The sequence below is a fragment of the Colwellia sp. Bg11-28 genome, assembly GCF_002836245.1.
Classification (GTDB): Bacteria; Pseudomonadota; Gammaproteobacteria; order Enterobacterales; family Alteromonadaceae; genus Colwellia; species Colwellia psychrerythraea_A.
Genome location: NZ_PJBA01000002.1, coordinates 1 through 26,977, shown reverse-complemented (window position 1 = coordinate 26,977; position 26,977 = coordinate 1). Strand labels below are relative to the sequence as shown.

The window sequence follows — 26,977 nt, the reverse complement described above, 5'->3', positions numbered from 1 at the left end:
TGTTGTAGGCGGTATTTATTGAACATTTTATTAACCAAGACAGTGCCAACGTGCATGAATAATAGGAAATTTGATGAGCGTTATAAAACTAAAAAGTAAATTGAAATACTGCCACTATGCTTATGATGATGAAGGGTATGTTATTCATATGCTGACATCAAACGAGCGTACATTTTTTACTAATGCATATATTATAGAAACGAAGAATTCCATCGTTGTTGTTGATACTCTAATGGTTAATTCTGATGCTATATTATTGCGACAATATATGGATAACATTAATAAACCATTAATTGCGGTTATTATTACTCACGGGCATCCTGATCATTATAATGGCACCGAGATTATTACTGGTTTTAAAGAAGTTCCAATCATTAGTACCAAGGGAATAAGGGACTGCATCCAAGACACCGTTGATTCAAAAGAAGTAAAGTGGAAGCCATATTTTGGTCAAGATTGGCCGGAGCATAAAATACTACCGAACCAATTAGTTATAGATAGTGAAGTAGTCAATTTAGATGGCCTAGATTATAGTTTCAGAGATCTGGGAGCTGCGGAATCTAGCAGTGACTTATTTTTTACATTGGGTGAAAAACGGTCGGTTATTTTTGTAGGAGACGTAGTTTTCAACAACATGCACGGATTTATGAATGATGGTAATAGTGCACAATGGTTGAAGGTATTGCAGAAGTTACTAACCGAAATAGCTGATGTTAAGCTGCTGTTTACTGGTCATGGTGATCCAGGAGACACACATCAATTAGTTCAAAGACAAATTGACTACATTAGTCATTATAGATCTAATCTTCTTGCAATAATTAGGGGTAACCAATTATTAAATGACACACAAAAGCAATCATTCGAGCAATTGATGATGGCGAATTACCCTGAATTTCAATTAAGCTCTTTTATCAAAGCAGGTATTGATGCGGTTTCTCAAGAATTGATAGTTGAACAAAATGATAAACCCTAACAATCTAGACTTAATATTACCCCAAAATATACTCACTTTATCAAAGTATTTTCACCTACAATTTATGGCCTTGCGCGCAGTGCTTGCTTTATTTTTTTAACAAAATAATTCAGGAGTTCAACTGTAGTGGTGCAGTAATTTTGGTCACTAATGTAGAGTGCTTGAGTCATGTTTTTAAGGTGCTCTCTTTTGCCACAGAGCAGAATTGAGCACCTTAAAGTTAATCTTGATTCGAAATAGAGCTTATATCGCTAACGCTAATAAATCACTTTGACCAAGCGAACTCTTTAAAAGCTTCATCTATAGGCGTTTCGGATAAATGATTTATATAGTTACTCATTATTTTTTGAGAAATGCCTAGCACTATTTCTAACAATTGACGGTTTTCATAGCCTACTTGATAAAATGAAGAGATTATCGTGGGATCTGGACGCCCCCTATCGCGCACTAAAGCTAGCGTGGTTTCATGTAGTACCTGTAATTTTTGAGTCGGCAATGTAGTGCTATTTCTTAATGCCTCAGTAATTTCATCATCAATACCCATCATTTTTGCAATGCCTGTGTGTGCAGGCACACAATAATGACAATCATTTTCTACGTTAATCGTTTGCCAAATAACGGTTAGTTCTTCATTATCAAAACTCGTCTTTTGAAACAAATCATGCAGTAATTTGTATGCTTTCAAAACGTTCGGTGCTTCTGCCATTACCGCATGTAAATTAGGTATCATGCCAAAGGATTTTAATGAAGAGTCTAACTGTGCTTTACTTTCTTCTGGGGATGATTCTTGCGTATGTAATTTAAAATTCATGCTAATAATTCCTGTAGAGGGTTAATTTATGGAAAATAATAATGCTTAAATAAACTTAGCCAATTAATTGAAATTGCGAGTCCATCCCTAGATCTCGTGTTGAAATAAGTGCCTGATACTCCTCTGAGTGATACCAGTTATAAGCATCCTCTCTTGAAGGAAACTCTAAAATCACCTGTGCTTTATGCTCAAATTTCCCGTGTAATTGCTCAACGCTTCCTTTAACTAAAACTTCACCAGAATACTTGGCAAGTGTAGAGGCTACCCTTGCACCATATTGCTGTAATTTTTCCGCATCTTTTGGTGTTAATCCAACAATAATATAAGCAGTCATGATTTTGTCCTTTGGTTAATTTTTAACTAAACCGGTGTGATTCAGTTGATAAGTTCATTGTATGGAGGCAAACCAATCTATACAATACCGAAACAATGAACTCACTGTGTAGTATTTATGGACAATATAAAACAGCTATCTCGATTAATAATATTTGCTGAAGTAGTGCAACAAGGTTCATTTACTGGCGCTGCAAAACAATTAGGCATTACGAAATCAGCCGTAAGCCAACAAATAAAATCACTCGAAGCTGATATGGATATTCGTGTGTTAAACCGTACTACCAGAGGAGTATCAACTACGGCTTTAGGACAAAAATTGTTATCTAGATGTCAGGTATTAAAAGATCAGGTAGATTTGATTTTCAAAGATATAGTGAATGCTGAAGAGAACCCAAGAGGTCGATTTGCTATTACCTTGCCACATTCTTTAGAAAGTAACGTGGTGATGCCGGCCATTGAACAATTATGTATTGAATACCCAGGAATTGAGCCTGAGATTATTGTGAGTGATAGTAGCTTAGATTTAGTTGAAAATAATTTAGATGTTGCTATTCATGCCGGCGATTTACCTGATAGTAGTTATCGCGCCCTACCTATAGGTACTATCACTGAAATATTTTGCGCTACTCCACTGTATTTAAATAAAAACTTTACGCCTCAAAAATTATCAGATTTAGCACAATTAAAATGGATTTCTACCAGCTGGCAAAAACAAAAAATGTCAGTTTACAATAGTACGAATAAAGAGAAAGTAACGATTGAGCTTACACAATTTTCAAAGGTAAACACTTTTTCTACTGCACTAGCTATGGCACTTCGGCATTTGGGTCTCGTGCTCTTACCTGACAACGTAGCAAAACCTCTTATAAAGTCAGGAGAACTGGTTCACATAATGGAGCAATTTACCGGCCCTGTGTGGCCTGTACATACATTACACGCATATCAAAGAGAAAAGCCGGTTCATTTAACTAGGTTTCATCAATTACTTTGCAATCATTTCCATAATTTATGAATTTAATATCATAAATCACGATGAAATTACTGCACTGAATTATTAAGTAAAACATCAGGATAGTAGATTTTTAACTTAATCAAAAACACATAAAATATGCTCAAGGAATGTTATTAATACTTATGAGCATCATGGCTAACCATTACATTAGAAAATAGAACAATTGAGGATAACCTCTTTCGTTCGCACAAAGTGAGCATATTTTTTAATGTGCTTTGTGCCTCATAATTTCACAAGAATTTGAAATTTATTCCAGCTCTATTGCTGAGAGTTAGCCAAACCCTAAGGAGAGTCAAACTGTTTGCAAAGAGCACTATCGAAACATGATCACTTTTGCCACAAAAACGACCTAATTTAGACCTGAATTCATCTTAATATATACTCCGCACTGCCACCAAGTTTTTATCAATAGTTATAAAAAAGAGTATTACCTCTAAAGCGCTTTCCCACCTATTGCGAGGTTGGATATATAAACCAATGACCCGAACCACTTAGCCACTAGATCTAGGAAATGATTTAGTTCCCCCCGACACTCCATGCCGCAGCAGTAGATTCCCAATCCCGACAACGTCGATAAAGTTTTCCATAAGAGTTAAAAAATACTCACATTCCCCCCTGTGAGTGAACAATGAGTTGACGATTAGCGTATATATCAGCTACTTAAAATACAATAAAATTAGTAAGGAGAGCAATCACCATTAATTTTTATCTAAGGACATTTTTTATGAAAAAACTACTACTTACTTATTCACTTGTTTTATTGAGTCTTTTTTCAATGACATCAATACACGCAAGCGAAGCTGATATGCGTAATACCTATGCTGTCACATGGACGATTGAAACGAATGATACTAGACTTTTTCAGCATACGATTAACGAACAAATGACTAAAATGTTAAAGTTATGGGGCGAAGGCATATTAGAAAACGTCTACCTAGATAACAAAAAAGACGAAGTTAGTGTTCATAAAGGCGATGTAGGCAAAGTGATGTTCTTTATCAAAGCTAAAACTGAGGAAGAAGCTAAAAGCGTGCTAGATACAATGCCTTTAGTTAAAAATAACGTAGCAAGCTACCAATTAAGACTAGCTGGCGTACTTTGGTTAAAGCAGTATTAATCTAAGGTTAGGATAGCCTCAAGGCTTATTTCGTGTTTTGCCGCCATTAATAAATTGCGTTAATGGTGGCTTATATCCCTCTCTTTTATTCTCCGACTGTCTTGATACTTTAGGTAAAAAATGTTTTTAGGATTAGCCGCCAACGTTCGGCACTAAAAAGTGCGATAAGAATGAAGTTAGGCACTATAAATAGTAGGTATCCTTAGAGAATTTAATACGTAAAATCAAACAGATAATCGCTCAGATAAATAATCAATTAATAGTCTAATCCTTCGTGATAGATTTCGATTTAGCGGGTATAGGGCAGAAATAGCAGTGGGCGGTTGATAGTAATCGCTAAGTAATAATTTTAATCGACCTTTTTCTACGTGCTCATTGAACAAAAAGCTTGGCCCAAAACCAATACCTAACCCATTGAGCATGCCCTCAACAACCAAACCACCATCATTACTTATAAAATTTCCTTTGGCTTTAACAGTAATTGATTCACCGCTAGGAGAACGAAATGGCCAACCTTTATTTATTTTAGAATCGCCATAAATTAAACAATTGTGCTGCATCAAATCTGCCGGTTGAGAAGGTTCTCCCCACTTTTTGATATAGTCAGATGAAGCAACAACCTGAAAGGTGCAGTCCATTAATCGACGAGATATAAGACTTGAGTCTTCGAGTTGCCCTACTCTTAGCGCAATATCTATCCCTTCTTTTACTAAATCTTCAATACGACCACTAGCAATAACTTCTAGTTTTATTTCAGGGTATTGAAGTTGAAAGTCGATTAGTAACTGACCAAAACCTGAAATGATAAGACTCTGTGGTATTGTCATTCTAATTTTCCCCCGAGGTGCCCCTTGTCTATCCATAACTTCAGCACGAGCATTCTCTGCTTCATCCATAATTATCTTACAATGGTTATAGAATTGGCTACCTTCATCAGACAAGCTCAATGTTCGCGTGGTGCGATAAAGTAAACGGCACCCTAGCTCTACTTCTAATGTTGAGACTTGTTTGCTGACAAATGATTTAGAGAGTCCAAGCTTTTCAGCTGCCCCAGTAAAACTTCCTGCCTCTACAACCGCAGAGAAAGTTTCCATCAATGTTAAAATATTCACATTAGAACCTGTGAGTAAACAATAAGTTGACCACCAGCATATATATCACTATCAAAAATTACAATAAGCTGTGGTTAAGAAATTAGGAACAACTCGTTAGAGATGACATTAATTGTCAGTAATATGATTAAAAGGTAGTGATGAATACTAAAAATGGGACTATTAGCCAAACAAGCGCATTTTTTACTGGTTTATACACTTATTACAGCATTATTTGCGCATGTTACCGGTGCACTAAAACATCGTTTTATAGATAAGTCTGAAGCCGATGTATTGCCACATATGTTGCCAATTAAACCACGCGTATAAAAGCAGTTTATCGTTGTTTAATTAGACTATTAACGGTTATTCAAATTTAACTCTACGGGAGCTAACACAATGACATCATTCATGCTTTACCATCATCCTTTATCGGTATGCTCAATGAAAGTGAGACTGGCACTCGAAGAAAAGGGACTTGCTTGGTCGGGACGTGTTATCGATATTGTACAAAAGCAAGAGCAGCTTGAACCTTGGTATTTGAAACTTAATCCAAAAGGAGTAATTCCCACAGTAGAGTTTAGAAACGGAACCACAAAAGTATTGACTGACTCTGCTCATATTATTCGGGCAATTGCTTCGTTATCCGAAGGAAACGCTTTGCTCCCCAAAGATGAAAGTGATAGGCCATTAATGGATCAATTAATTGATTTAGCTGATGATATTGATCTGCATATTCTCAGTTATGCCCGACATCCATCGATGGAAAAATCTGAAGAAATATTGAATGAAAGAATACAAAAAACATTATTGATGTCTGAAAAACATCCTAAACTTAGCGCTAACTATGTTGTATGTGCTAATCGCTCAGAAAAGACTAAGAAATTTCGAGTTGATAAACAATATATCGAAACAGTTGAAAACAACGCATTAGAAGCAATTATCTTTGTTGAAAAACAATTGCAAGATAATGATTTTCTGCTGGGTAATACCTACACCGTAGCTGATGTTATTTGGACGGTAGCACTCTCAAGGTTTGATTTATTGGGTTATAGCAGCTGGTTAGATAAAAATATATTTCCACGCCTCGCATCCTACTACTTAAGAATGCAACAACGAAAAAGTTACACACTTGCTCAAGTTCAGAGTCACTGGTGGAGCAAATAAAGATCTACATTAATTTTTAAAGGAATAGTTTATGAGAACAATATTGCAAAAGGTCACGTTAATCGTTGGCTTGCTCATCTCTTCACTTGTCATGGCATCGTCAACATTTCCAACACAAGAGCCTATGGGGGGTAAAACATTTGGCCACAGTGTTAAGCATGTCGGTAACGGCATATACGTATTTCGTTGGTGGGTTTATCGTAATTTTTTTGTGGTAACTGATGATGGCGTGATTATTTCAGATCCCCTAAACCCGAAGGCTGCGAAGCTAATGCAGAGTGAAATTCGAAAGATAACAGATAAGCCAGTTAAGTTTGTTATTTATAGCCATAATCATCATGACCATGTCTCTGGTGGTAATGTATTTAAAGCAGAAGGCGCAAAATATATTGGCCACAAAAATATGTTAAAGCAGCTTGAAGACCACCCTAGTCCTGTATTGCCAACTCCTGATATTGTTTTTGACGATAACTACACAGTGAAGTTAGGTAAACGTACCATTGAGCTATCTTACTTTGGACCTAATCATGGTGATAGCCTTATTGTGATGCGATTCCCTGAAGAAAAAATTCTTTTTGTCACAGATATTGTAACGCCACGCAGAGTTGCCTTTAGAGGCATGCCAGATTTTTGGCCTGACGAGTGGGTACGTTCTTTAAAAGAAATTGAAAGAATGGATGTTGATTATGTTATCTCTGCTCATGGCCCAGAAAGTGAACCCGCCATTGACCCTGCCTCCGTAATAAAAGAGCAACGCGTTTACATAGAAGACTTAATGACTGCAGTTAAAAAAGCAATGGATGCTGGAGTCCACAGTCCTGATGCCTTAAGAAAACAGGTTAAATTACCTAAGTACGAAAACTGGCAATATTACCAACAATGGCTACCAATGAATATTGAACGCATATGGGCTTTTTATCATATGGGCTGGTAATGCTAAGCATTTTTGTCTTATTAAATAGTGTGTCTTTATTATTTTAAATCAAAGAAGACTTTGAAATCTATTGATTGGACAGTAATTATCATCTATATAAATTCACCAGTGTTAGAGTATTACTATGTAAATAACACATTAAAAATGATCGCTACAAACTGATATATAAGGATTTTAAAAGAATTATTTGTTCACGACACCAAAATTTTAGCAAACAGTTTTTACCTGTCTTTAGGTATTAACTGAATTTAGTCATCAATATGGAGATAAATACATGATTAGAAAATTAGTTTGTATAACAATGACTTCCGTCTTTATTAGTGGAACGTTTTCCACCGCCTTTGCCGCAAGCAGTAGCGGAGAAATAAAAACAAGCGATCCAAGTAAGCATTTTGATGTAAAAGGTAAAATGCCATCAAAATTCACCATTGAATTACAAGAGGGACAGCGTAAAAGTCTACCCTTTGAAGACAAACGTGATTTTGAAGAAGCAAAAAGAGGCTTTATTGCTGCACCAGATTACAAGCAAATAATGGCTGAAGCAGGACACGTAGCTTGGGACATGGGTAGTTATGAGTTTCTCCTAAAAGAAGGACAGAACTTCGACAGCATGCATCCTTCACTACAGCGTCAGGCTACGCTTAATATGGCTTATGGCTTATATGAAGTTCTACCGGGGAAAATATACCAAGTACGTGGTTATGATTTAGCTAACATCAGCTTTATTAAAGGCGATACTGGCTGGATTATCTTTGATCCACTAACGACAAAAGAAACTGCTGCCGCCGCGCTTAAATTCATTAATGAACAACTTGGCGAAAGACCTGTTGTTGCCGTTGTTTATTCTCACTCTCATGGAGACCATTTTGGTGGCGCTCGTGGTGTTGTTGATGAAGCCGATGTTAAAAGCGGTAAGGTGAAAGTTATTGCATCAACAGGTTTTATGCATCATGCAGTTTCCGAGAACGTAATGGCAGGTAATGCCATGACTCGACGATTATTCTTTCAATATGGTGCTCTTCTGCCCCGCAGTCCATTTGGTCATGTTGATCAATCCATTGGTAAAAACATTGCAAGCGGCAATGCTGGCTTGCTTGCGCCGAATGTCATTATTGAAAAAGACTTTGAGACCATGACCGTTGATGGTATCAAAATGGTCTTCCAAAATACCCCTGGCACCGAAGCACCAGCCGAAATGAATACCTGGTTCCCAGAGATGAAAGCGTTCTGGGCAGCCGAAAACATCACAGGCACCATTCATAATATTTATACTCTACGTGGGGCATTAGTGCGTGATGCACTGGAATGGTCAAAACAAATCAATGTAGCACTATACAAGTTTGGCCAAGATGCTGATGTTATGTTTGCATCACACAGTTGGCCACGCTGGGGAAATGAGCGTATTCAGGAAGTTATGCGTACCCAACGTGATACTTATGCCCACCTAAATAACCAAGTTTTGCATTTGGCTAACGAAGGTGTAACGGTTAACCAAGTTCACAATGTTTATAAATTGCCTGATAGCTTACGTAACCAATGGTCAGCACATAGCTACCATGGTTCTGAAGAACATAATAGCCGTGCGGTTATTAACCGTTACTTAGGCTATTGGGATGCTAATCCTGCGACATTGATGCCTTTGTCTCCTGAAGACTCATCTCCCTTGTATGTTGAAATGATGGGTGGTGCTAAGAAAATAATGAAGAAAGGTAAAGAGCTGCATGATCAGGGGAAATATTTTCACGCCATCGAAATTCTAAATAAGTTAGTTTATGCCGAACCTAACAACCAGCCTGCAAAAGATTTACTGGCCGACGTATATGAACAAATAGGTTATCAAAAAGAGAGCCCGAGCGTTCGCAACAGCTTCCTAGCTGCAGCTTACGAATTACGCCATGGTATGCCAAGCGGTGCATCCCCTTCAGCGGCTGGACCTGATGTAATTCGTGGTATGTCTACCGCGTTATGGTTGGACTTTTTAGCCGTACGTTTAGACGTTAGTAAAACGGAAGGTAAGCATTTCACCATTAACTTTGTTACTCCAGATAATGATGAGAAATACTTGGTTGAACTCAGCAATTCTGCTCTAACCAATATTGAAGGTATTCAGTCGCCAAAAGCTGACCTAACCATAACCATGAATCGCACTGAACTTAATGATGTGATGATGGGCATGGCAACCCTTGATGATAAAATTAAGGCAGGTAAAGCAAAGTTAAAAGGCAATAAAAAGCCTTATGACGAACTGAAAAATATGTTGACTACTTTCAGTATAGATTTTGAATTGATACCTGGCACCTTGCCTAGTGCTAAATAGCTTTTCATCGTACATTTCTAGTGTGAGTACTGCCCATTACTGGTAGTTAATAAATAGTTTCAGCGGATGGTTCATAGCCACCGCTGAATCTATAACCTACCAAAACACACTATTTCTAGCTTATAAAACTCCAACAACCTTTTCTCTATATTGAGTTAACTTAGAAGTCGAAAAACAAGCAACTGAATACGCCTAATTACATGGGAGCGAATTATTGGATGGCAAAACTAACGAGTAGACCGAAATGTGTTAGATTCCAACTAACGTTATATTTGCTAAATAATGACGTTTTCGAGATATCCACCTCCTTGTATTTTTTTATTTACTCAAAAAAAAAGAACAATTAATTGTGAGTATAATTTCGATTAAATTGGAATAAATCAATGCTGTTAAAAACTACGGTAGGCTTAATTTTATTTGTATTTTGTACTTTTTGCTGTGCAAAAGATCTTGAGGATAAAGTACGACCTAGAGCCGACCTCTTTCAAAGTAAACTTAATAATATGATGCAAGATACCGCTTCTTGGTTAGATGATATTGATGGCTCTACTGAGGGCGGCGCGTCTGCAAAAGGGTATTTACAGTTAGGTTGGTTACCACGTACAGCAGATTTAGATGAGTTTGATGCCAAATTTAAAGTTGCCTTTAATTTACCTAACTTGGATGAAAGACTTGCCTTAATTATTGATAACGACAATGAAGATGAGCTTTTACTTGATTATGAGTCAGACCCTTTTCAAGACAGCCAAGAAAGTGTGAACTTAGCAGTTCAGTATGCAAAAGAATTTAACAAAAATAACAATATAAAAACCAGAGTCGGCGTTAGTCGTAAGCAATTATACGTAAGAACCGAAGCGAGCTTAAATTGGAAAAGTGAAACGTTTAAGTTTGAGCTACTCCCACGAGTTGACTATTTTTATAAAGATGGTTGGGGTCCAGGTTTAAAAGGAGCGATTGCCTATTACCTCGAAGGTAGTACTGTCTCTTTTTCAGCAAGTTGGCAAAAGCTCGAACATGAGGCTAGATCTAGAAGAAAGGTAGGGTTATTTCATGTTTTTAAGTTAGAAAAAAATCAATTACTAGTAAGTGGTATTCAATATAATAAAAGTAATAACAAACAAGATATATCAAATGAAACCTATTATTTATCATTACGATATAGAAACTTGTTCTATAAATCATGGCTATATTTTGAAGTTGAACCTTTTATTGAGTTTAACCAAATTAGAAATTTTAGAAGGGAACACGGTATTGCATTGAGTTTGATCAGTTATTACGGTACTTAATTTTTAGCGCTAATACTCCGACTTATAAGGGTATAGGTTTAATCACCTCTTCTGCCAAATTCAATGGTAAATTAGGGAGGTTTTTCAGCCACTTTGTGCCAAAAGCAGTAAGAGATAAATGATTATCCAATTGACACTAAAAGAAACGCATATTAATGGGGACTTTCACTTATCTTGTGGTTTTATCTTCATTTGTATAACAAATAATATTATGAAATACAGCCTGATGTTCTGACACATTGCGATAACCGTGCTTTTGATTGGCATTGAACTTTACCACGTCACCTTTGCTTAAATGGTGCCACTGCCCACTGAGAAGATATTCCATATCTCCTTCTATCACCAAAATATGCTCTATCACTCCATCATTATGGGGAGCAGAAATTTGCTGGTGTAACGACGCTAAGGTTAGGGAAAAAACCTCACTCTTTGTTTCAACATCGAAGGGAAATAAAGTAGAGATAGATATACCTGCCTCACTATTTAACATATTTTTAGATACGTCATCATCCTCTATCGCTAGAAAAAAATAGCTTAACGGTAAATGAAAACCAGTGGCTATATCCCACAAACGCGCAACAGTTGGGCTTGATTCGCCTCGCTCAATTTGCCCTAACATTGCCTTTGAAACGTTAGTGTTCTTACTTGCAATATCAAGACTCCAACCTTTATTGGTTCTCGCCAATTTTAGTTGACTACCTATGGCATTGTTGAAATTTATACTCATTACTTCCCTTGTGCGTTATAACGCATAGTGGTACATTGTGCGCTATAACGCACATTAAAATCATTGTGAGGGAAATAGGTATGTTAGTCAATCGCATAATAAGCGCGACTGTTGCTGGATTGGTTGCCGTTGTTATTGGTTTTGCCAGCTCCGTAGCTTTGATCTATCAAACAGTTATTAACTTAGGCGGTGATGCAAGTCTCGCATCAAGTTGGATATTAACGTTAGGATTATCAATGGGCATAACGTCGATTGCCCTCTCATTTTATTACGGTGTGCCAATACTGATTGCTTGGTCAACACCAGGCGCAGCATTACTTATTGCAAATACTCAAAATTTTAACCTCAACGAAGCGATAGCTGGCTTCATGTTCTCAGCATTGCTAATTTTCTTGTGCGGTATTACCGGTTGGTTTGAAAAATTAATAAACAAACTGCCCTTTCAACTTGCTTCTGCAATGCTGGGTGGAATTTTGGTTAATTTTGGCATTGATGTATTTAATCAAATGAATAAGGCGCCACTGCTGGTAATCGTCATGTTTTTTACCTATTTAGTTTGTAGACAATTGATGCCAAAATTCACCATGTTATTCGTGTTGATCATTAGTGTAGTGCTTGCGTGGCAACTTAAGTTAATGACGTTTACTGCATTTTCTTGGCAGCTAAGTGAATTTACCTATATTTCTCCCGAATTTAATATATCCGCAATACTAGGCATTGGCATTCCCTTATTTCTAGTCACGATGGCAGCACAAAATCTGCCAGGCATTGCGGTATTAAAAGCTCATAATTATAAAGCCCCGGTATCGTCGATATTAAGTGTTACCGGCTTTTTGAATATGCTTGCCGCTCCCTTTGGTGGTTATGCCATAAACCTAGCGGCAATAACAGCAGCGATATGTATGACTAAAGACGTGGATAAAGATCCTAAAAAGCGTTATTGGGCTGCAATCTCTGGTGGTGGCTTTTATATATTAATGGCCATTTCTGCTGGATACCTGATGCAAGCTTTCGCATCATTACCTAATGCACTAATTTATTCATTAGCGGGTATGGCTTTATTTACCACTATCAATAGTAGTATTCAGCAAGCGCTCTCTGACGATAAAATGTCTGAAGCGGCAATCATTACCTTTCTCGTCACAGCGTCTAACTTGTCACTATGGGATATTAGCTCTGTATTATGGGGGTTAATCGCCGGCTCAATAACCTTAATGACTCAAAGCTTGATAAAGAGATCCAACGAAAAATTATGCTAACTATAAGTACGATTTAAAAATTAAATACTTTAAGGTATGTTAAGAGATAATAATACTGTAGGTTTCATACATATGAATGCTCATACCTATGAGCATTCATAAACACTTAAGGTACTGACATGGAAAAATATGTAATACTTTTTAGAGGAATTAATGTTGGGGGTAAAAATTTATTACCTATGAAAGCGCTTGTTCCTCTGTTAGAAGAAGCTGAATTTGAAGAGATATCTTCTTATATTCAAAGTGGTAATGTGGTTTTAAAAAGCTCAACTAATCCAGCCGATGTCATTCATAAACTTGTAATGGACAATTTTGGCTTTTCTCCTGAACTCTTCATTTTGAATGAAGCAGAATTTAGTAGCGCTATGACAAATAACCCCTATCAAACATTCGAAGGTAAGTTCGTGCACTTTTATTTTTGCCATAATGCCATCGAGTTAAACCAAGAAAAAATGACTAAATACCTCGCTGAATCAGAAGTCTACCTTGTAAAAGACAAGGTATTTTATTTACATGCCCCACATGGTATCGGCCGCTCTAAACTAGTCACTAATATAGAAGCTTGTCTAGGCCAGCCAGCTTCAGGTCGCAATTTAAATACCACCAATAAAGTCAGTGCTATGTTAAAAAAAATGTAAAAGGCCCTACTAAAAGTAGCACCTTTTAACTATATAGAAGTCTTACGTTTGATGTGAGATAAACTGAACTCTTATTACGAAAATATATTTTTCAAACTATCTGCCAGCTCAACAAAGCGCTCTTTCATACTTCGTTTAATTGTAATATCAACACTACTGAAAATAGAAAAACCTTCAATAATAATGGTCGGTGCCGATATTGCAGCATTACTAGTTGGAGCTGAATTATCAATATTACCAAAAATACAAAAAGCTTTAGAAGCTACATTAATATTCTCTGGCACATAAATGCTGTCACTACTGAACAAACTAAATATTTTAATTCGTACTTCATTTTGGCTAAATCGTGCGTCGGTAAAGTCAATATCACTGCTGCTGAATAAACTAAAGTAGCGTATTTCTTTCGCCACCTTAAAAGCTCCACCACGATTACTACTACTGAATATATTCACCATAGTATCAACTTCTTCAGCCTCACCTGGCAAAAAGTTAGGCGCTAAATCCTGCTTTTTATTTTCTACATATGCTTTATCAACAGCTAAGGGTAAGTCGCTGGTTAGATCAACTAAGTCTTGATGGTTAGCCAATTCCATAGCTTGGTCTAAACGACGTTCAAAAGCCTCATAAGATAATTCAGCATGACTATAATTCATGATCAATTGGTCAATCACTTCACTACGTACTGTTTCAATAGGTCTATCTTTTAGGGTAACGGTCATTTTACTTTCCTTGTTTTTTTAAGTTTCGTGATTACTTATTTACAAATGAGTAACACTCTAACAAATAAAGAAGCAACGACAATGCCAAAAATATTTATCTTTAAATACAAAAAGTTATGAACACAAAGAAATATTCGAGTGATACAGATACAATTATATGGTGATTTTGACCAAAATAAGGGGAATACGGTAGAGTAATATTTGAGATGTTTAATAAGTAATTCAGAAAGAAAGAGAGGTTTTCAGTTTAAAGATGTGCTGCGAAAATATAAAATGAAAGCACTCATTGTTCAAACATTCGATGTTAGTCAATGAGCACTTTAGACGTATTAATGATGCAATACACTACTATGATGAATAACTACTAGTGAAGTACTGCGCGGATAGGGAGACCTGCACATATTTCTGCTTCAGCGATTAATATTTCTTCTAAACGCTGATCAACTTCTGCTTTATCGCAATACTCGTATGCAAGCTCAACAAATAAGTTTTTATGCTTCTCTTCTGATTTAGCAATCGCTTCATAAAGGTCTTTGTCTTTACCTTCAGGCAGTGCTTGTGAAACCAACCAGAACTTCTCATAACCACGGGCTTCAATAACTGCTGCAACAAGCAATCTATCCATTAAAAAGAAGCTAGTACCGTTACGAAATAAGGCACGAATTTGAGTAATGTATGGGTCTTTTTTATCTTGACCTAAGGTAACATCGCGAGCCACAAGTAACTTTAGTACTTGTTTGAAATGAATAAGCTCTTCAATAGCTAAATCAGTCATAGCACGGACAAGTTTAGCTTTGTCTGGATAATGAGATAACATTGCCATTGCCATACCTGAGGCTTTCTTTTCCGCTGCCGCATGGTCTTGTAAAAAACGGTTAAAATCAGCCATTACAGCATCAACCCAATCTTGACCAGTGTGGTGTTTTAATTCAAACATAGTTACTACTCTCTAAGACTATACCCGTTCCACTTGAAGATGCTCGTTTCAGGAAGTCTGAGCGATTCATAATCAAGGCGCATTTTTTTATTAAGGGTCATTCCCTTAAAAATAAATGTAACGCTGAGTATGATTTGCTCAGCCTTCCCCCAAGGGGCTGGTTTAGAAACGCTTTACGCTACGTTATTGATTTCGACAATAGAATAACTATTCTCTTCAATCAATGCCATGCCTAAAGGCGTTTCTAATTCCAGCTGAATCATGCATCTTCAAGTGGAACGGGTATATATTTATTTAATGAAATTTAATTGACGAAATTGGCATGATTTTACCTGTGAACTTTTCACTCTACAATAGCTAACCACTGAGGGGTTTAATAATTACTTTTATCGCAGCTAATAAAGCACCTTATCAATGCGGCCCTTATTAGTAGACTCTACTTTTAGCGGATTATTAAGGTGCTGCCAGGCTCTCACTTTACCACCAATATTTATTTGTTTAAAACCGCCCTCTCTTGCTTTTTCTTTTTCAATATTAAGGAAAGACAACATGGCTAAGTAACTCCCTTCGTCACCTACATCTATGGTAAGCAGATCTTGAGGTCTGTCTTGAAAGTGTTCAGTAATCCCTTGCTGATGACGGGTGTAACAATCTAGCAAGAACTCATCACTGTTAATATTCTCTTCGGTTAATGGAGAGAAGGTTTCACTGTAACAACGCTTTATATGGGGATTAAACCCTCCATCAGTACGTTGTAAGTTAACTAACATGCGTTGTAAAAGTTGCTTAATTGAAGGAAGCCAAAGCTCTGGAGCACGCGTTAAGTGAATGAACCGACTATTAGGGAAGTCTTTATCAAGTGTTTGATAGTCACAAAATATTGGCGTATCAGCTAACACTTGTGCTTGAGAAAATGAATCCTGTGTATACGCATTATGAGCCGTTTTATAACCTTGCTCTAACATTGCTAAACACACGCTGGTGGTTGCCGTTCTCGGTAAACCAATAATAAAAATTTTCTCTGTCGACACTTAAGCTAAACCCTTTAAAAGTAAAAGTTGATTGCAGTAAAACACTCTGAAATCACGTTAAAAACATGCGATTATAACTTATTTGTTTGGCGCTGTTGAATTTTGATGTGCAAAGTTGGTTCAATTAAGTGCCTTTAGAACGTACCTTAAGAAATACGAACGTCAGTTTGTATTAAAAATAGATAATTGACAGCATAAATATCGACAAATATCTATATAACAAACGTCCAATTGACAGTGATCAATAAATGCCTTATTTATGAGAGCATACTGAATTTACCCGTTATCATTCAAGATGCAGTTTTCAGAGTGCTTGAGCAATTTCAATTCAAGGCGCTGTGATGAAATAATGGTTGTTCCATTATAATTCACAGCAACGATGAAGTGGTATTGCTCAAGTACTTCTTTGATGGGTTTAAAATCACTTTATTCGGCGTTAAATAATCAAACCATAGAATGACTATGCTTAAATTATTTACCTAGCCTAAAGTGGTTTTAATTCCCACTGAAATTCAGCACTTTGATTGGTAACGGGTATATACCTAGTACATATCTAGCACATAACGAGTAAATATTAGTCAAGGAAATTTCATGACAGCACAAGACGAGCAACGTGATAGTGTCAAATGGGGTGATTACTTAAAATCAGGTAATCGTATTTTTATCGGCTCTAATGCCGCCGTACCTAATGCCTTAATAGATGATTTGATAGCCAATAGCAAAGGGCTACATGATATTGAAACCGTTCATATTTTAACTTTGTCTGAGAATGTTTGGGCGAAACCTGAACATAAAGACTTATTTAAAGTAAATAGTTTGTTCATTGGCGGTAAGAATATTCGTGAAGCTATCGCCGAAGGGCGTGGTGATTATACACCTTGCTTTATTTCTGATGTTCCACGTTTATTTAATGAAAATAGTTTACCGCTTGATGCAGCACTGATCATGGTGAGTCCACCTGATGAATACGGTTACTGTTCATTAGGCGTGAGTGTAGATATTGTTTCTGCAGCAGTAAAAGCTGCCAAATATGTCATCGCCCAAATAAACCCTAAAATGCCACGTACCAATGGTCATAGCTTTGTTCATGTAAATCAAATTCATAGTTGGATAAATGCAGAGCAAGATTTACCACAAATTTTTGCCCCTGAAATGGATAGACGTACTGAACAAATTGGTCAATACGTTTCTATGCTAATAGACAATGGTGCTACTTTACAAATTGGTATCGGTAAGATCCCAGAAGCGGTATTAACCTATTTAGGTAATCATAAAGATTTAGGCATTCACAGTGAAATGATCTCAGATGGTGTGATTGATCTCATGCTAAAAGGGGTTATCAATAACCGTAGAAAAACCTACCACAAAGGCAAAGCCGTAGTAACCTTCTGTATTGGCAGCCAAAAATTATATGACTTTGTTGATGGTAATCCTCATATTGAGTTTTATCCTTCAGAACATGTTAACTCACCCGTAAAAATTGCCAAAAATGACAACATGGTGTCAATCAATAGCGCCATTGAAGTTGATTTAACCGGACAAGTAGTTTCTGACTCTATTGGTTATCAATTCTATAGTGGCATTGGTGGACAAGTAGATTTTGTTCGTGGCGCTTCTTTAAGTAAAGGCGGTAAGGCAATTATAGCTCTACCTTCCACAACCAAAGATGGTACAACTTCTCGTATCGTTGCCCATATAACTGAAGGCGGCGGCGTAGTGACTTCTCGCGGTCATGTTGCTTTCGTCGTTACCGAGTTTGGTATCGCCTCGTTGCAAGGTAAAAGTATTCGCGAACGCGCACTAGAGCTGATTCGTATCGCTCATCCTAAATTTAGAGATAAATTGCTTAACGATGTTCGTAAACATTATTGGGTGCCTGAGTATCAAGAAAGCTCTCCTAGCTCGGTGCCTGAATTAGGCACCATAGAAATGAAACGCTTTAATTTTGCCGATATTAATTACACATTAAGGGCATTAGCGCCGGCTGATGAACGTAAATTACAAGAGTTCTTTTATTCTCATAATAAAGAAACGTTAATCATGCGTTATAACCATCATATTACCCAGATGACGCGTGAAAAGTCCTGTAATTTGGTCAGCGTAAATCAACACACAGACCTTGCTCTTTGTTTTACCAAGAAAAACTCTTTAGGTGAATCGATACAAGCCGTTGCTCGATATTATTATATTGAAAGTATGAATAGCGGTGAGGTGGCTTTTGTTATTAAAGAGAGTCTACGTGGTCGAGGCATGGCAAGTACCCTATTGGGTGAGATGATCGCCATCGCTAAAATTCGTAAGCTTGATAGTTTAGTTGCCTGTGTGCGACGAGATAATGGCTCTATGTTAAAAGTCTTCGAACGTGCAGGTTTTGTGCGCCAGCCAAGTGAAGATTTTGATGAAGTTAGCTTAGAGCTAACGTTAACGACACCGGAAACGGGTGATACTGAAAAACACTAAAATTATAAGGGATAATTATGCCAGTAGGAATAATAGGCCACTATCGATGTGGCGAACATAATATGGGTGAGCATCACCCGGAAAATGGTAAGCGCTTAACGGCTATTTCAGACCAATTAATTCGAAGCGGTTTAGATTATGTGGTGCGTCAATTTGATTCTAAACCTATCGATAAAAGCTTGCTAGCCTTAGCGCATACGCAAGAACATATCGATTTTGTTTTTGATAATGCCCCAAATGAAGGTGAAGAAAATTTTACCGTGGGTGAAGATTCTGTGATGAATGAAAAAACCCTCACTTCTATTATGTATTCAGCAGGCGCTGCTGTTGATGCTGTAGATTTAGTGATGGAAGGCACCTTAGGTGCTGCATTTTGTGCCACAAGGCCCCCTGGTCATCACGCAGAACACGATAAAGGCATGGGTTTCTGCTTTTTTAATAACGTCGCTGTAGCTGCCGCGTATGCCAAACAAAAGTATGGTTTAAAACGCGTCGCAATCGTGGATTTTGATGTTCACCACGGTAACGGCACTGAAGATATTATAACCAATCATTTTAATGCCACCCCTGAAGATGACAAAGGTTATCTATTTTGCTCAAGCTATCAATATCCGCTCTACCCCTTTGAAATTAAGGAGAGTGATACTCCACCGATTATCAACACACCATTAGCTGCAACCACTAAGGGAGAGCAGTTCCGTGAAAAATTAACTGCACACTGGTTACCTGCCTTGCATAGATTCAAACCTGAGCTGATCCTTATCTCGGCTGGTTTTGACGCCCATATTGAAGATGAGATGTCACACGTTAGCTTAACAGAGGCAGATTATCGTTGGATCACCGATGAACTTAAAATCATCGCTGAAGAATATGGTAAAGGCAGAATTGTTTCTGTGCTTGAAGGCGGTTATGCACCCAGTGCGTTAGGAAGAAGTGTCGTTGCTCATGTTAATGGTTTGATTGGTAACTAATTTCCTTTCAACTGTCATTCTTTAATGATTTCTCGCAATAAAAAAGCCAATAAGTTATGTCACTTATTGGCTTTTATTTTGAAGTATTGTTCATTAACAGATTAAGTAAAAATTCTAATTTACTAGAAATACCAAGCTAGAGACAACTGTGCATGATCATCACTGCTTAAGGTGTACAATAAGTCATTCGATTCGTTACTTTGTAATAACCGCACATCAAAACTCGCAATAAAGTTATCACCAAAACGACGACTAGCTTCAATAAGGAAACTAAAAGCGTTGTGATCTAAATCACTGCCAAAGCCCATCAATACCTCGCTACTCTGCATGTCGTTAAAGGCTAATCGAGCCCCAAAAAACAAATCATTTTGCATTAACGAGCCTTGCGCGCCAAGAGCAACTTCACCACGAGAATCCCAGCTATGTTCCATCAATAAACCTAAGTCGAGGTTCGAATCAAACACACCAATAAAGCTGTATTCAAATCCTGCTTGCGTTGCCCAAAAATCTTCAAGGCTAGTGCTACGATAGATACTTTCAAACTTCCATAACCAATCACCTAAGGTTGCTTGAACATCAACGCCTAACTGGTCCATTTGAGAATAGTATTGCACTAAACTCGACGATGGCGCTTGGGGTGATGGACTTAAATAAGCCGCTCTATTGGTACCATGAAACCAGTAAGCGCCTAAATCAAAATCACCGACACTGTGCGCCCAACGAAGGGCAAAATCTAAATGTTGTTGACCCGCAGACGATTCATAACTGACATTATCCTCATCGACGACTAAAGGTCCACGTAAACGCCCTTCTTCGCCAGCATAAGTTCTTTCTCGAAAACCTGGTAGTAAAAATACATCAACAATTCCCCAGTCATTCACTAGTGATAAGTTAACCATTTGCTGACCGAGTTTATCTTCGCCATCAAAATCTTCCACACCATCCGTTTGGTTAATCACGTCAACCAAGTGTTGAAATTCGGTAACGCCCCAGAATTCTTTACGAATACCAACCCGCAATTCCCAATCATCACTGGCATGAATATAAGCGAGTTCACGAATGTCACCATGAGTTCGCTGGTCATCATGGCTATCAACGCGATAAAAAGGCGTAAAGACAAGGCTGTCACTGCCATCATTCCACTGCCAATAAAGCTCAGGTTCGACCGAGAAAGAGGTTTGGCTATGACTCAATTGCTCAGAATAAAGTGCATCTTTAAAAAAGTAACGCTGTTCAATAGCTAGATTACCCGATGCCTCAAATTCAACATCGCTAGCGACTTCACTGGCAGATAGAGGGCTACTAAGCACTAAACTTGCGCATACTGCCAGGGCAGTAACAGACAATTTTAGTGTATTACCTAACATATTACTTAGGGCTTTAGTTAAAGGCTTATCTAAAGCCTGACTTAAAGACTCATTTAAAGAAAGGTACATCAGCTTAGCGCGCTCGTTTTAATGAGTTACGGTTAAAATCACTGTCTGATAAACCTGTTTTAAAAGCGTAGTTAGTCCATTTAAGCTCAGTGCTTTTACCATTTTGGTGATTAATCATTTCTTGGATATCAGCACGCCAATGCTTTGCTAAATACTGCTTATAACCTTTAAACGATAGAGTCTTTAGTAATGAATCTTTACGGTCATAAAAATCAATTTTATGAACGCGGTACTCTTCGGTATCAATCCATACTATTCGACGGGTATAACCTGAGTTCTCATCTGCTGGGTATTGCTCAACTTTAAAGGTTTTTAAGCCATTTAATTCTTCTTCACCTAAAAACTTATAAGTGTACTTTTCCACTTCAAAAGAACTTAAGTCTTCAAAGGCAAATTCAGAGCCCATAAAAGGTCCCGATTTGTTACGTGATGATATACGTTTAACACGCTTTAATGCCGGTAAAAATAACCATTGTTCATCGGATGCAATTGGATGAGAAAAACTCAAAAATGCGGTACCTTTTACATCACGTGGTTTATTAAATATTGTTAAGCTTTTATCCCCATCATCAAGAACTTCTAGTGACTTCATCTTAATTTCGCGAATACTTTCTTGGCCCTGCTTATTACGCAATAACATCAACATATCAGCAGTACTATCTTGCCAGCCTAAATCACGTTTTTTAGCTTCTAAAGAAATATCTAAGCCCTTTTGCTCTTCGGTACTCAAGGCAAAAGAAACATTTGAAACAAGCAGCAAACTGAGTGCAGACAAAGTACTGATCAGTATTTTTTTAGTTAACATGTAAAATCCTTATAAAAATTTATCATCAAAAATTGGTAAAATTGTTTGGTAAACAGCGGCTCTATTAAACCGCTTTAATTGTTGGTGCTTCAGTGGTCACTGCAGCACTCTCTTTTGTTTCACTTTTGTTCTTGTCTAATAACATCAATAACGGAGGCAGGAATAAAAAGTCAACCACAAGCGCTACAAAGATAGTTAATGCAGTTAAGAATCCCATATCGGCATTCATTTTAAATGATGACTGTGCCAGTACAGTAAAGCCTGCAACGAGTACAAAAGTAGTCACCCAAAGCGCTCTACCAACATTATCAAAAGCATAATGTACGGCTTCTTTGGTATTGGCATTTTTGTCACGTCTTGCATGAAGGTACTTACTCAAAAAGTGAACGGTATCATCAACAACAATCCCTAACGTCATACCAATAACAACCGATAAACCTAGACCGACTTGCCCACTGTATAATCCCCAAATACCGAATCCTATAGCTGCTGGTGCCAAGTTTGGCAATAAACTGATTAGACCAAAGCGCCAACTTTTTAACGCTACACCTAATAAAATAGAAATGAGTATTAACGCCAGTGTTGTGCCAATTAGCATACTGGTAATGTTACGTTGACCAATATGGGCAAACATTAAACTAGGGCTAGCGAAATCAACTTCATACTGCGGCGCATGTTTGCTAAACCACTGGATCATGTCACGTTCAACATGAATCAATTCATTACTGGTCATATTTTTAAAGGTAGCAACAATTCTTGATGATGATTTATCGACATCTAATTGATTATTTAAATCTAAGCCGTAAGGTAAAGACATTTCATACAATAAAAGATACTGGGCTGACATTTCCTGACTGTCCGGTAATTTATACCAACTAGGATCGTCACCATGCATATTTTTATTTAAACGTTTTAATGTATCTGTAATAGTATTTACGTGATCAGTTTCAGGGCGAGCACGCAACCAATCGCTAAAATCTGACACACTGTTCAAATATTTAGGATTGTTTATACCGCTTGGTTCACCGGTTTTAACCGAAATTTCAACCATCATCATGCCTGATAAGTTCTCTTGCATAAAATCAGTCGCCACGCGATACGGCACTGTTTTATCAAAGTACTTCACAAAATCATCATTGAGCTGATTGTTAGGAATAAACATAACAGAGGCGATGATAAATACACTGGTTAAAGGCAATAAGACTTTACGCTTGGCAATAACAAAATCGGCCAGTTTTGCCATAATATCTTTTTTATTTTCTGGCTGTACTTTAACGCGTACAGGTAATACGGTTAGCAATGCCGGGAATATTGTAATTGAAAAAACAAAAGCCAACATTACGCCAATGGCAACTAAGTTACCCAAGTCTCTAAACGGTGGAGAATCAGAGAAATTCATACTTAAGAAACCAATAGCAGTAGTAATACTGGTTAAAAATATTGGTTGTAAGTTAATTTTTATACTGCGTGCAATCGCGGTACGTTTATCAGCGCCTTGACGCATCTCATAAAACATAGAGGTTAAAATGTGAATACAATCTGCTACAGCGAGCGTCATAATCATGGTAGGTGCAGATGAAGAAGGTCCCGTTAAATAAAATCCTAACCAACCAGCAAGCCCCATGGTTGTCACAATACTCATAATAATAATAAGTACGGTAGAAATGGTACCTGTAATGGTTCTCAGTAATAAACCGATAGTAACGATAACAACCAGAAACATCAGAGGAATGAGGGTTGAACTATCACTGATTGAAGATTCACCAAATGAAGTGTTCATCATCGCCATGCCTGAAAGGTAAACATCAAGCTCAGGGTGTTCCGCTAGAAATTGGGTTTTAATAGCGCGAACGCTGGCTGCAACCTCTGGCGTTTCGGCCATTGGGTTAATACCAGGGAATTGCACTGTCACATTAACAATTGAAACATGGCCCGTTTGAGAGATAATTTTATTCACTAACAGCGGTTCACTGATAGCTATTTGTTTTATCTTTTCGAGCTTATCGCTGGTTAAGTTTTTAGTCGACATAACAAGATCTTCAACGATCATGTCATCTTCTTCAGCATAGGTATATTGGAAGTTAGTAACTGAATCAACTCGGGTTGAATATGGTACTTGCCAACTCTCTTTAGTTAACACTTTTAACGCAGCTAGATGCTCAGCAGTAAAAACATTGCCATCTTTAGGTACAACAACAAAAGAAACATTATCGCTTTTGTTATAGACCTTTTGCATGGATTCAAAAGCCGTTAATTGTGGGTTTTCTTCACTAAAGAACACACGATAGTCATTTTTAAACTCTAACTTTTGTGCCCCCGTTCCTGCCAGCACCATAAACGTAATACAAACAAGTATTACCCAATATGGATTTTTTCCGACAAAATTGTAAAGTTTGTCTCTCATTGTTAAGTCCTTATTTATCTTTATAAAAGAAGTGTTTTATCGATGACGAATCGTCACCTTATAGGTCAAAAAAATGCGGCTATACACCGCACTTCCTTTGTATTTATTTAGCTAAAACTATCAAAGTTTAGCTCTCGTCCTTTTGCACTAATTAGCGCTAATTCTTCTGGAAATAATTCAGCCAATGCAATTTTTAGTTCTGCACAATGACTTCTGTCTTTTGTAAAAGGTTTCCATCCCATACCGTCAAATAACATGTTACTCAGGTTAAAAAGCTCACGTTCAACAATTAAACTCGTTCTACCACTGCACTGCTCAACTTCACCTGAAAGCAAAGTGATAGCACCATACGCCATAGACCAGTTACTAAAACATAGTTGCTGTATATCCATATTAATAGGAAGTGAGAGACTATTATCGTTTAAACCGTCTTCTACTATGCCGTGAATAGAGGTCATTAATTTAATTTCTAATTGCTCTCCATCATTAATGTGCTTTTCACTTGATTTTCCCACAACGTTAGGCGATTTTGAGCAAAGCACCGTTTGAAATAATGCAGGATATAACATTGCATAAATAAGGTAAGAGAAATTTAATAAAAGCATTCGCGAACGTGAACAACCTTTAAATTGATATGCGCGATGAAAAAGATCGCCAAGTACTTTGATTGAGTAATTACTGATAGCTAACAATAAATCTTCTTTACCAATAAAGTGTTTATAGACGGTACCTTTTGAAAATGGCACTTGGGCAACCACTTTATCCATGGTGAGGTTTTCAATACCATTTTGTTGGATAAGAAGCACAGCTGAGTTAATTATCAATAACTCTCTTTCTTTAAGCGCTGTTTTATCGAGTAACTTAGGTGGTGTCATAATGTCTACTTTTATAAATGTGACGAATCGTCACTGACGTTTCGTCATCTTATAACAAGTGTAATTATTGTCAATACATTTGTAACTAAAATGTACATGTGAATGTTCTTTCATCACATAATTTTAGTCATGAGTGATTTTTGTAAAAGCTATTTAATTCCTTTATCCCAGAGGTATAGGTTAAATGGTTTAAAGCTATACATGATTATTGAAGTGAATTTGATTCTTTCTGGAATAAATATGTGGAAGAAGGAGTTGTACTATTTGTGTCAGCTTGAGTCAGAAGAAATTGTAGGTGGGGTTAAGTAATAATACAGGGATAAAGATGCTTTATCCCTGTATTTAGAAAACAGTCTAACCGAAAATAGCTCTCATCAAACCAATAACGTGTTCAACACTCTTACCAGCTTTAACTTGCTTAAGAATGGTATCACGCTTAGTTTGAATGTACTCAGGTACACCCTCTTCAGCTAAAGCTTGATCAACAACTTCTTCTGCTGTTAGCTTGATACGACCGCGACGGCCTGACTTGTAGCTACTTTCAACGCTATTCAACTTCTTATCACGAATACGTAAATAATTAGAGGTAAAAGCAAAGTCTTCATCAGCAAACATAAATAAGTCGACTAAAATTGCGCGAACTTTCCAAAGTTTTAACTCTCGTTCATCTTCAGGTGCATCTTGATGCCACCAAGCAAAAGTTCTTAAAGTGCCGATCATATCCTGCCAGTAATTTTCAAAATCAAAAGCATTAAACTTAGCAATCGAAAGACCTTGGCAAAATACATCTATTTTTGCATTGGTTAAGGCAATAAATTGATCTGGACGTTTCATTGCTAATAAACGAGTAGCTGCTGCCAGCGGTGCTTTTTCACCTGCTTCTTTATCAACAGTGTAATCATTAAATATTTTTTTGTAGCTATCAACAAATTGCTGATATTGCTTTGGTGTTACATCACCAGTATCGGGAATATGGCTTAAGGCTAGATCAAAACTTTCTGGCTGTTGTGCTAATAAAGTATGAAAAACTTTAGCGCCTTTGGTTGAAGCAAACCACTCTACATCAAAGTTATACTGTGTATGGCAATGCTGACTGGTATGTTTACCACTAAAGGCAAGACGCTCTACTTCAGTCATTTCTTTTAAAGGTTTAACTTTTATTCTTTCGATATAATCGAGTAACGCTAATCTTTCTTCCAATGCATGTAACGTTGCTTGTTGTTCAACAAAAAGTGTAAATATTGGCCAAGGAGCGATACGTGCCATTTTAAATTGACTAACACTTGCACCAAGCACAAGTACTTGTTCTAGCTTTTTTAAACTAGGTAGCTGATGCTCTTCTAGCAGCGCCATATTAATTCGATTACGACAGACATCGATTAACTCTTTACACCAACCCAGAAAATCTTCAGGTCTATTTTCCACTTTAACCGCAATAAGGTTTAAGCTTATTTCAGTAATGTATTTTAAAGAATTTTGGTATGAAGCATTTTCGGCATCACTTAGTGCCATTTTTACAGGGGAAGATAACAACTTTCTCATTAGAGAATAAAACTCCAGAATTACATCAGTACAAATAGACGATTGCAGATAGGCGATTAGCAGTAAAATCGCAGTGAAAATTAGATATTCAGAAAAGCAAAAAGCCCGACTCTTTCGAATCGGGCTTCT

The 26,977-nt window shown here is 37.2% G+C and carries 24 protein-coding genes; 12 read left to right on the top strand and 12 right to left on the bottom strand.

Annotated elements, in window-relative coordinates; translation table 11 throughout:
• Positions 1-73: 73 nt before the first annotated feature.
• Positions 74-973: an MBL fold metallo-hydrolase gene (locus CXF79_RS02045; protein ID WP_011042509.1), complete on the top strand. Its 900-nt coding sequence runs from the start codon at positions 74-76 to the stop codon at positions 971-973.
• A gap of 265 nt (positions 974-1,238) precedes the next feature.
• On the opposite strand, the gene CXF79_RS02040 is transcribed toward CXF79_RS02045, so the two are convergent.
• A complete protein-coding gene (locus tag CXF79_RS02040; RefSeq protein WP_011042506.1) occupies positions 1,239-1,784 on the bottom strand; it encodes a carboxymuconolactone decarboxylase family protein in 546 nt (181 codons plus the stop codon).
• A gap of 55 nt (positions 1,785-1,839) precedes the next feature.
• Positions 1,840-2,118, bottom strand: coding sequence for a DUF1330 domain-containing protein (locus CXF79_RS02035; protein ID WP_011042505.1), 279 nt, complete (start codon positions 2,116-2,118; stop codon positions 1,840-1,842).
• A 117-nt stretch (positions 2,119-2,235) separates the two neighbouring features.
• Here CXF79_RS02035 and CXF79_RS02030 point away from each other — a divergent pair, with 117 nt between their 5' ends.
• Both CXF79_RS02030 and CXF79_RS02025 read left to right on the top strand, forming a co-directional pair.
• Entirely contained in the window at positions 2,236-3,132 is an 897-nt protein-coding gene (locus CXF79_RS02030; protein WP_011042504.1) for a LysR family transcriptional regulator, read from the top strand.
• Between the two features lie 724 nt (positions 3,133-3,856).
• Complete coding sequence (locus tag CXF79_RS02025) at positions 3,857-4,249, top strand: hypothetical protein (RefSeq protein WP_011042503.1); 393 nt, start codon at positions 3,857-3,859, stop codon at positions 4,247-4,249.
• Between the two features lie 224 nt (positions 4,250-4,473).
• On the opposite strand, the gene CXF79_RS02020 is transcribed toward CXF79_RS02025, so the two are convergent.
• Positions 4,474-5,361, bottom strand: coding sequence for a LysR family transcriptional regulator (locus CXF79_RS02020; protein WP_101153712.1), 888 nt, complete (start codon positions 5,359-5,361; stop codon positions 4,474-4,476).
• 153 nt (positions 5,362-5,514) lie between these two features.
• Here CXF79_RS02020 and CXF79_RS02015 point away from each other — a divergent pair, with 153 nt between their 5' ends.
• From CXF79_RS02015 to CXF79_RS01995, 5 genes are all read left to right on the top strand, one after another.
• Entirely contained in the window at positions 5,515-5,670 is a 156-nt protein-coding gene (locus tag CXF79_RS02015) for a hypothetical protein (protein WP_232769053.1), read from the top strand.
• 69 nt (positions 5,671-5,739) lie between these two features.
• Positions 5,740-6,507, top strand: coding sequence for a glutathione S-transferase family protein (locus tag CXF79_RS02010; RefSeq protein WP_011042500.1), 768 nt, complete (start codon positions 5,740-5,742; stop codon positions 6,505-6,507).
• A 31-nt stretch (positions 6,508-6,538) separates the two neighbouring features.
• Positions 6,539-7,441, top strand: a complete 903-nt coding sequence (locus tag CXF79_RS02005; protein ID WP_011042499.1) for an MBL fold metallo-hydrolase — start codon at positions 6,539-6,541, stop codon at positions 7,439-7,441.
• 274 nt (positions 7,442-7,715) lie between these two features.
• The gene (locus CXF79_RS02000; RefSeq protein ID WP_101153711.1) at positions 7,716-9,758 is read left to right on the top strand and encodes an alkyl/aryl-sulfatase; all 2,043 of its coding nucleotides are present in this window, start codon (positions 7,716-7,718) and stop codon (positions 9,756-9,758) included.
• Positions 9,759-10,141: 383 nt separating this feature from the next.
• Positions 10,142-11,044 carry a hypothetical protein gene (locus CXF79_RS01995; protein WP_101153710.1) on the top strand — a complete coding sequence of 301 codons (903 nt, stop codon included), beginning with the start codon at positions 10,142-10,144 and terminating at the stop codon, positions 11,042-11,044.
• A gap of 169 nt (positions 11,045-11,213) precedes the next feature.
• On the opposite strand, the gene CXF79_RS01990 is transcribed toward CXF79_RS01995, so the two are convergent.
• Positions 11,214-11,771 (bottom strand): helix-turn-helix domain-containing protein, encoded by a 558-nt coding sequence (locus tag CXF79_RS01990; protein WP_101153709.1) that lies wholly within the window; start codon positions 11,769-11,771, stop codon positions 11,214-11,216.
• A gap of 59 nt (positions 11,772-11,830) precedes the next feature.
• Here CXF79_RS01990 and CXF79_RS01985 point away from each other — a divergent pair, with 59 nt between their 5' ends.
• On the top strand, positions 11,831-13,030 hold the full coding sequence (locus CXF79_RS01985) for a benzoate/H(+) symporter BenE family transporter (RefSeq protein WP_269801439.1): 1,200 nt from the start codon (positions 11,831-11,833) through the stop codon (positions 13,028-13,030).
• A 119-nt stretch (positions 13,031-13,149) separates the two neighbouring features.
• Positions 13,150-13,668 (top strand): DUF1697 domain-containing protein, encoded by a 519-nt coding sequence (locus tag CXF79_RS01980; protein WP_011042493.1) that lies wholly within the window; start codon positions 13,150-13,152, stop codon positions 13,666-13,668.
• Between the two features lie 74 nt (positions 13,669-13,742).
• On the opposite strand, the gene CXF79_RS01975 is transcribed toward CXF79_RS01980, so the two are convergent.
• From CXF79_RS01975 to CXF79_RS01960, 3 genes are all read right to left on the bottom strand, one after another.
• Positions 13,743-14,387 (bottom strand): LiaF domain-containing protein, encoded by a 645-nt coding sequence (locus CXF79_RS01975; protein ID WP_101153707.1) that lies wholly within the window; start codon positions 14,385-14,387, stop codon positions 13,743-13,745.
• A 364-nt stretch (positions 14,388-14,751) separates the two neighbouring features.
• Positions 14,752-15,324: a tRNA-(ms[2]io[6]A)-hydroxylase gene (locus CXF79_RS01970; RefSeq protein WP_011042490.1), complete on the bottom strand. Its 573-nt coding sequence runs from the start codon at positions 15,322-15,324 to the stop codon at positions 14,752-14,754.
• A gap of 395 nt (positions 15,325-15,719) precedes the next feature.
• Entirely contained in the window at positions 15,720-16,355 is a 636-nt protein-coding gene (locus CXF79_RS01960) for a sulfotransferase (RefSeq protein WP_011042489.1), read from the bottom strand.
• Positions 16,356-16,946: 591 nt separating this feature from the next.
• Between CXF79_RS01960 and CXF79_RS01955 the strand changes: the two genes are divergently transcribed.
• Both CXF79_RS01955 and CXF79_RS01950 read left to right on the top strand, forming a co-directional pair.
• Positions 16,947-18,815, top strand: a complete 1,869-nt coding sequence (locus tag CXF79_RS01955; RefSeq protein WP_101153706.1) for a GNAT family N-acetyltransferase — start codon at positions 16,947-16,949, stop codon at positions 18,813-18,815.
• Positions 18,816-18,832: 17 nt separating this feature from the next.
• Positions 18,833-19,786 (top strand): histone deacetylase family protein, encoded by a 954-nt coding sequence (locus CXF79_RS01950; protein ID WP_101153705.1) that lies wholly within the window; start codon positions 18,833-18,835, stop codon positions 19,784-19,786.
• A 122-nt stretch (positions 19,787-19,908) separates the two neighbouring features.
• Here CXF79_RS01950 and CXF79_RS01945 read toward each other — a convergent pair whose 3' ends face one another.
• From CXF79_RS01945 to CXF79_RS01925, 5 genes are all read right to left on the bottom strand, one after another.
• The gene (locus CXF79_RS01945) at positions 19,909-21,222 is read right to left on the bottom strand and encodes a hypothetical protein (RefSeq protein ID WP_101153704.1); all 1,314 of its coding nucleotides are present in this window, start codon (positions 21,220-21,222) and stop codon (positions 19,909-19,911) included.
• A 4-nt stretch (positions 21,223-21,226) separates the two neighbouring features.
• Complete coding sequence (locus CXF79_RS01940; protein WP_011042485.1) at positions 21,227-22,027, bottom strand: outer membrane lipoprotein-sorting protein; 801 nt, start codon at positions 22,025-22,027, stop codon at positions 21,227-21,229.
• A gap of 64 nt (positions 22,028-22,091) precedes the next feature.
• Complete coding sequence (locus CXF79_RS01935) at positions 22,092-24,431, bottom strand: efflux RND transporter permease subunit (RefSeq protein ID WP_101153703.1); 2,340 nt, start codon at positions 24,429-24,431, stop codon at positions 22,092-22,094.
• Between the two features lie 107 nt (positions 24,432-24,538).
• On the bottom strand, positions 24,539-25,306 hold the full coding sequence (locus CXF79_RS01930) for a TetR/AcrR family transcriptional regulator (protein ID WP_101153702.1): 768 nt from the start codon (positions 25,304-25,306) through the stop codon (positions 24,539-24,541).
• A gap of 354 nt (positions 25,307-25,660) precedes the next feature.
• On the bottom strand, positions 25,661-26,977 hold a 1,317-nt coding region (locus tag CXF79_RS01925), incomplete at its 5' end, for a hypothetical protein (protein ID WP_232769052.1).

Excerpts from the sequence above, each read along its gene's own strand:
- CXF79_RS02045 (WP_011042509.1), top strand. The coding sequence starts at position 74 with ATGAGCGTTATAAAACTAAAAAGTAAATTGAAATACTGCCACTATGCT.
- CXF79_RS02040 (WP_011042506.1), bottom strand. The coding sequence starts at position 1,784 with ATGAATTTTAAATTACATACGCAAGAATCATCCCCAGAAGAAAGTAAA.
- CXF79_RS02035 (WP_011042505.1), bottom strand. The coding sequence starts at position 2,118 with ATGACTGCTTATATTATTGTTGGATTAACACCAAAAGATGCGGAAAAA.
- CXF79_RS02030 (WP_011042504.1), top strand. The coding sequence starts at position 2,236 with ATGGACAATATAAAACAGCTATCTCGATTAATAATATTTGCTGAAGTA.
- CXF79_RS02025 (WP_011042503.1), top strand. The coding sequence starts at position 3,857 with ATGAAAAAACTACTACTTACTTATTCACTTGTTTTATTGAGTCTTTTT.
- CXF79_RS02015 (WP_232769053.1), top strand. The coding sequence starts at position 5,515 with ATGGGACTATTAGCCAAACAAGCGCATTTTTTACTGGTTTATACACTT.
- CXF79_RS02010 (WP_011042500.1), top strand. The coding sequence starts at position 5,740 with ATGACATCATTCATGCTTTACCATCATCCTTTATCGGTATGCTCAATG.
- CXF79_RS02005 (WP_011042499.1), top strand. The coding sequence starts at position 6,539 with ATGAGAACAATATTGCAAAAGGTCACGTTAATCGTTGGCTTGCTCATC.
- CXF79_RS02000 (WP_101153711.1), top strand. The coding sequence starts at position 7,716 with ATGATTAGAAAATTAGTTTGTATAACAATGACTTCCGTCTTTATTAGT.
- CXF79_RS01995 (WP_101153710.1), top strand. The coding sequence starts at position 10,142 with ATGCTGTTAAAAACTACGGTAGGCTTAATTTTATTTGTATTTTGTACT.
- CXF79_RS01990 (WP_101153709.1), bottom strand. The coding sequence starts at position 11,771 with ATGAGTATAAATTTCAACAATGCCATAGGTAGTCAACTAAAATTGGCG.
- CXF79_RS01980 (WP_011042493.1), top strand. The coding sequence starts at position 13,150 with ATGGAAAAATATGTAATACTTTTTAGAGGAATTAATGTTGGGGGTAAA.
- CXF79_RS01975 (WP_101153707.1), bottom strand. The coding sequence starts at position 14,387 with ATGACCGTTACCCTAAAAGATAGACCTATTGAAACAGTACGTAGTGAA.
- CXF79_RS01970 (WP_011042490.1), bottom strand. The coding sequence starts at position 15,324 with ATGTTTGAATTAAAACACCACACTGGTCAAGATTGGGTTGATGCTGTA.
- CXF79_RS01955 (WP_101153706.1), top strand. The coding sequence starts at position 16,947 with ATGACAGCACAAGACGAGCAACGTGATAGTGTCAAATGGGGTGATTAC.
- CXF79_RS01950 (WP_101153705.1), top strand. The coding sequence starts at position 18,833 with ATGCCAGTAGGAATAATAGGCCACTATCGATGTGGCGAACATAATATG.
- CXF79_RS01945 (WP_101153704.1), bottom strand. The coding sequence starts at position 21,222 with ATGTACCTTTCTTTAAATGAGTCTTTAAGTCAGGCTTTAGATAAGCCT.
- CXF79_RS01940 (WP_011042485.1), bottom strand. The coding sequence starts at position 22,027 with ATGTTAACTAAAAAAATACTGATCAGTACTTTGTCTGCACTCAGTTTG.
- CXF79_RS01935 (WP_101153703.1), bottom strand. The coding sequence starts at position 24,431 with ATGAGAGACAAACTTTACAATTTTGTCGGAAAAAATCCATATTGGGTA.
- CXF79_RS01930 (WP_101153702.1), bottom strand. The coding sequence starts at position 25,306 with ATGACACCACCTAAGTTACTCGATAAAACAGCGCTTAAAGAAAGAGAG.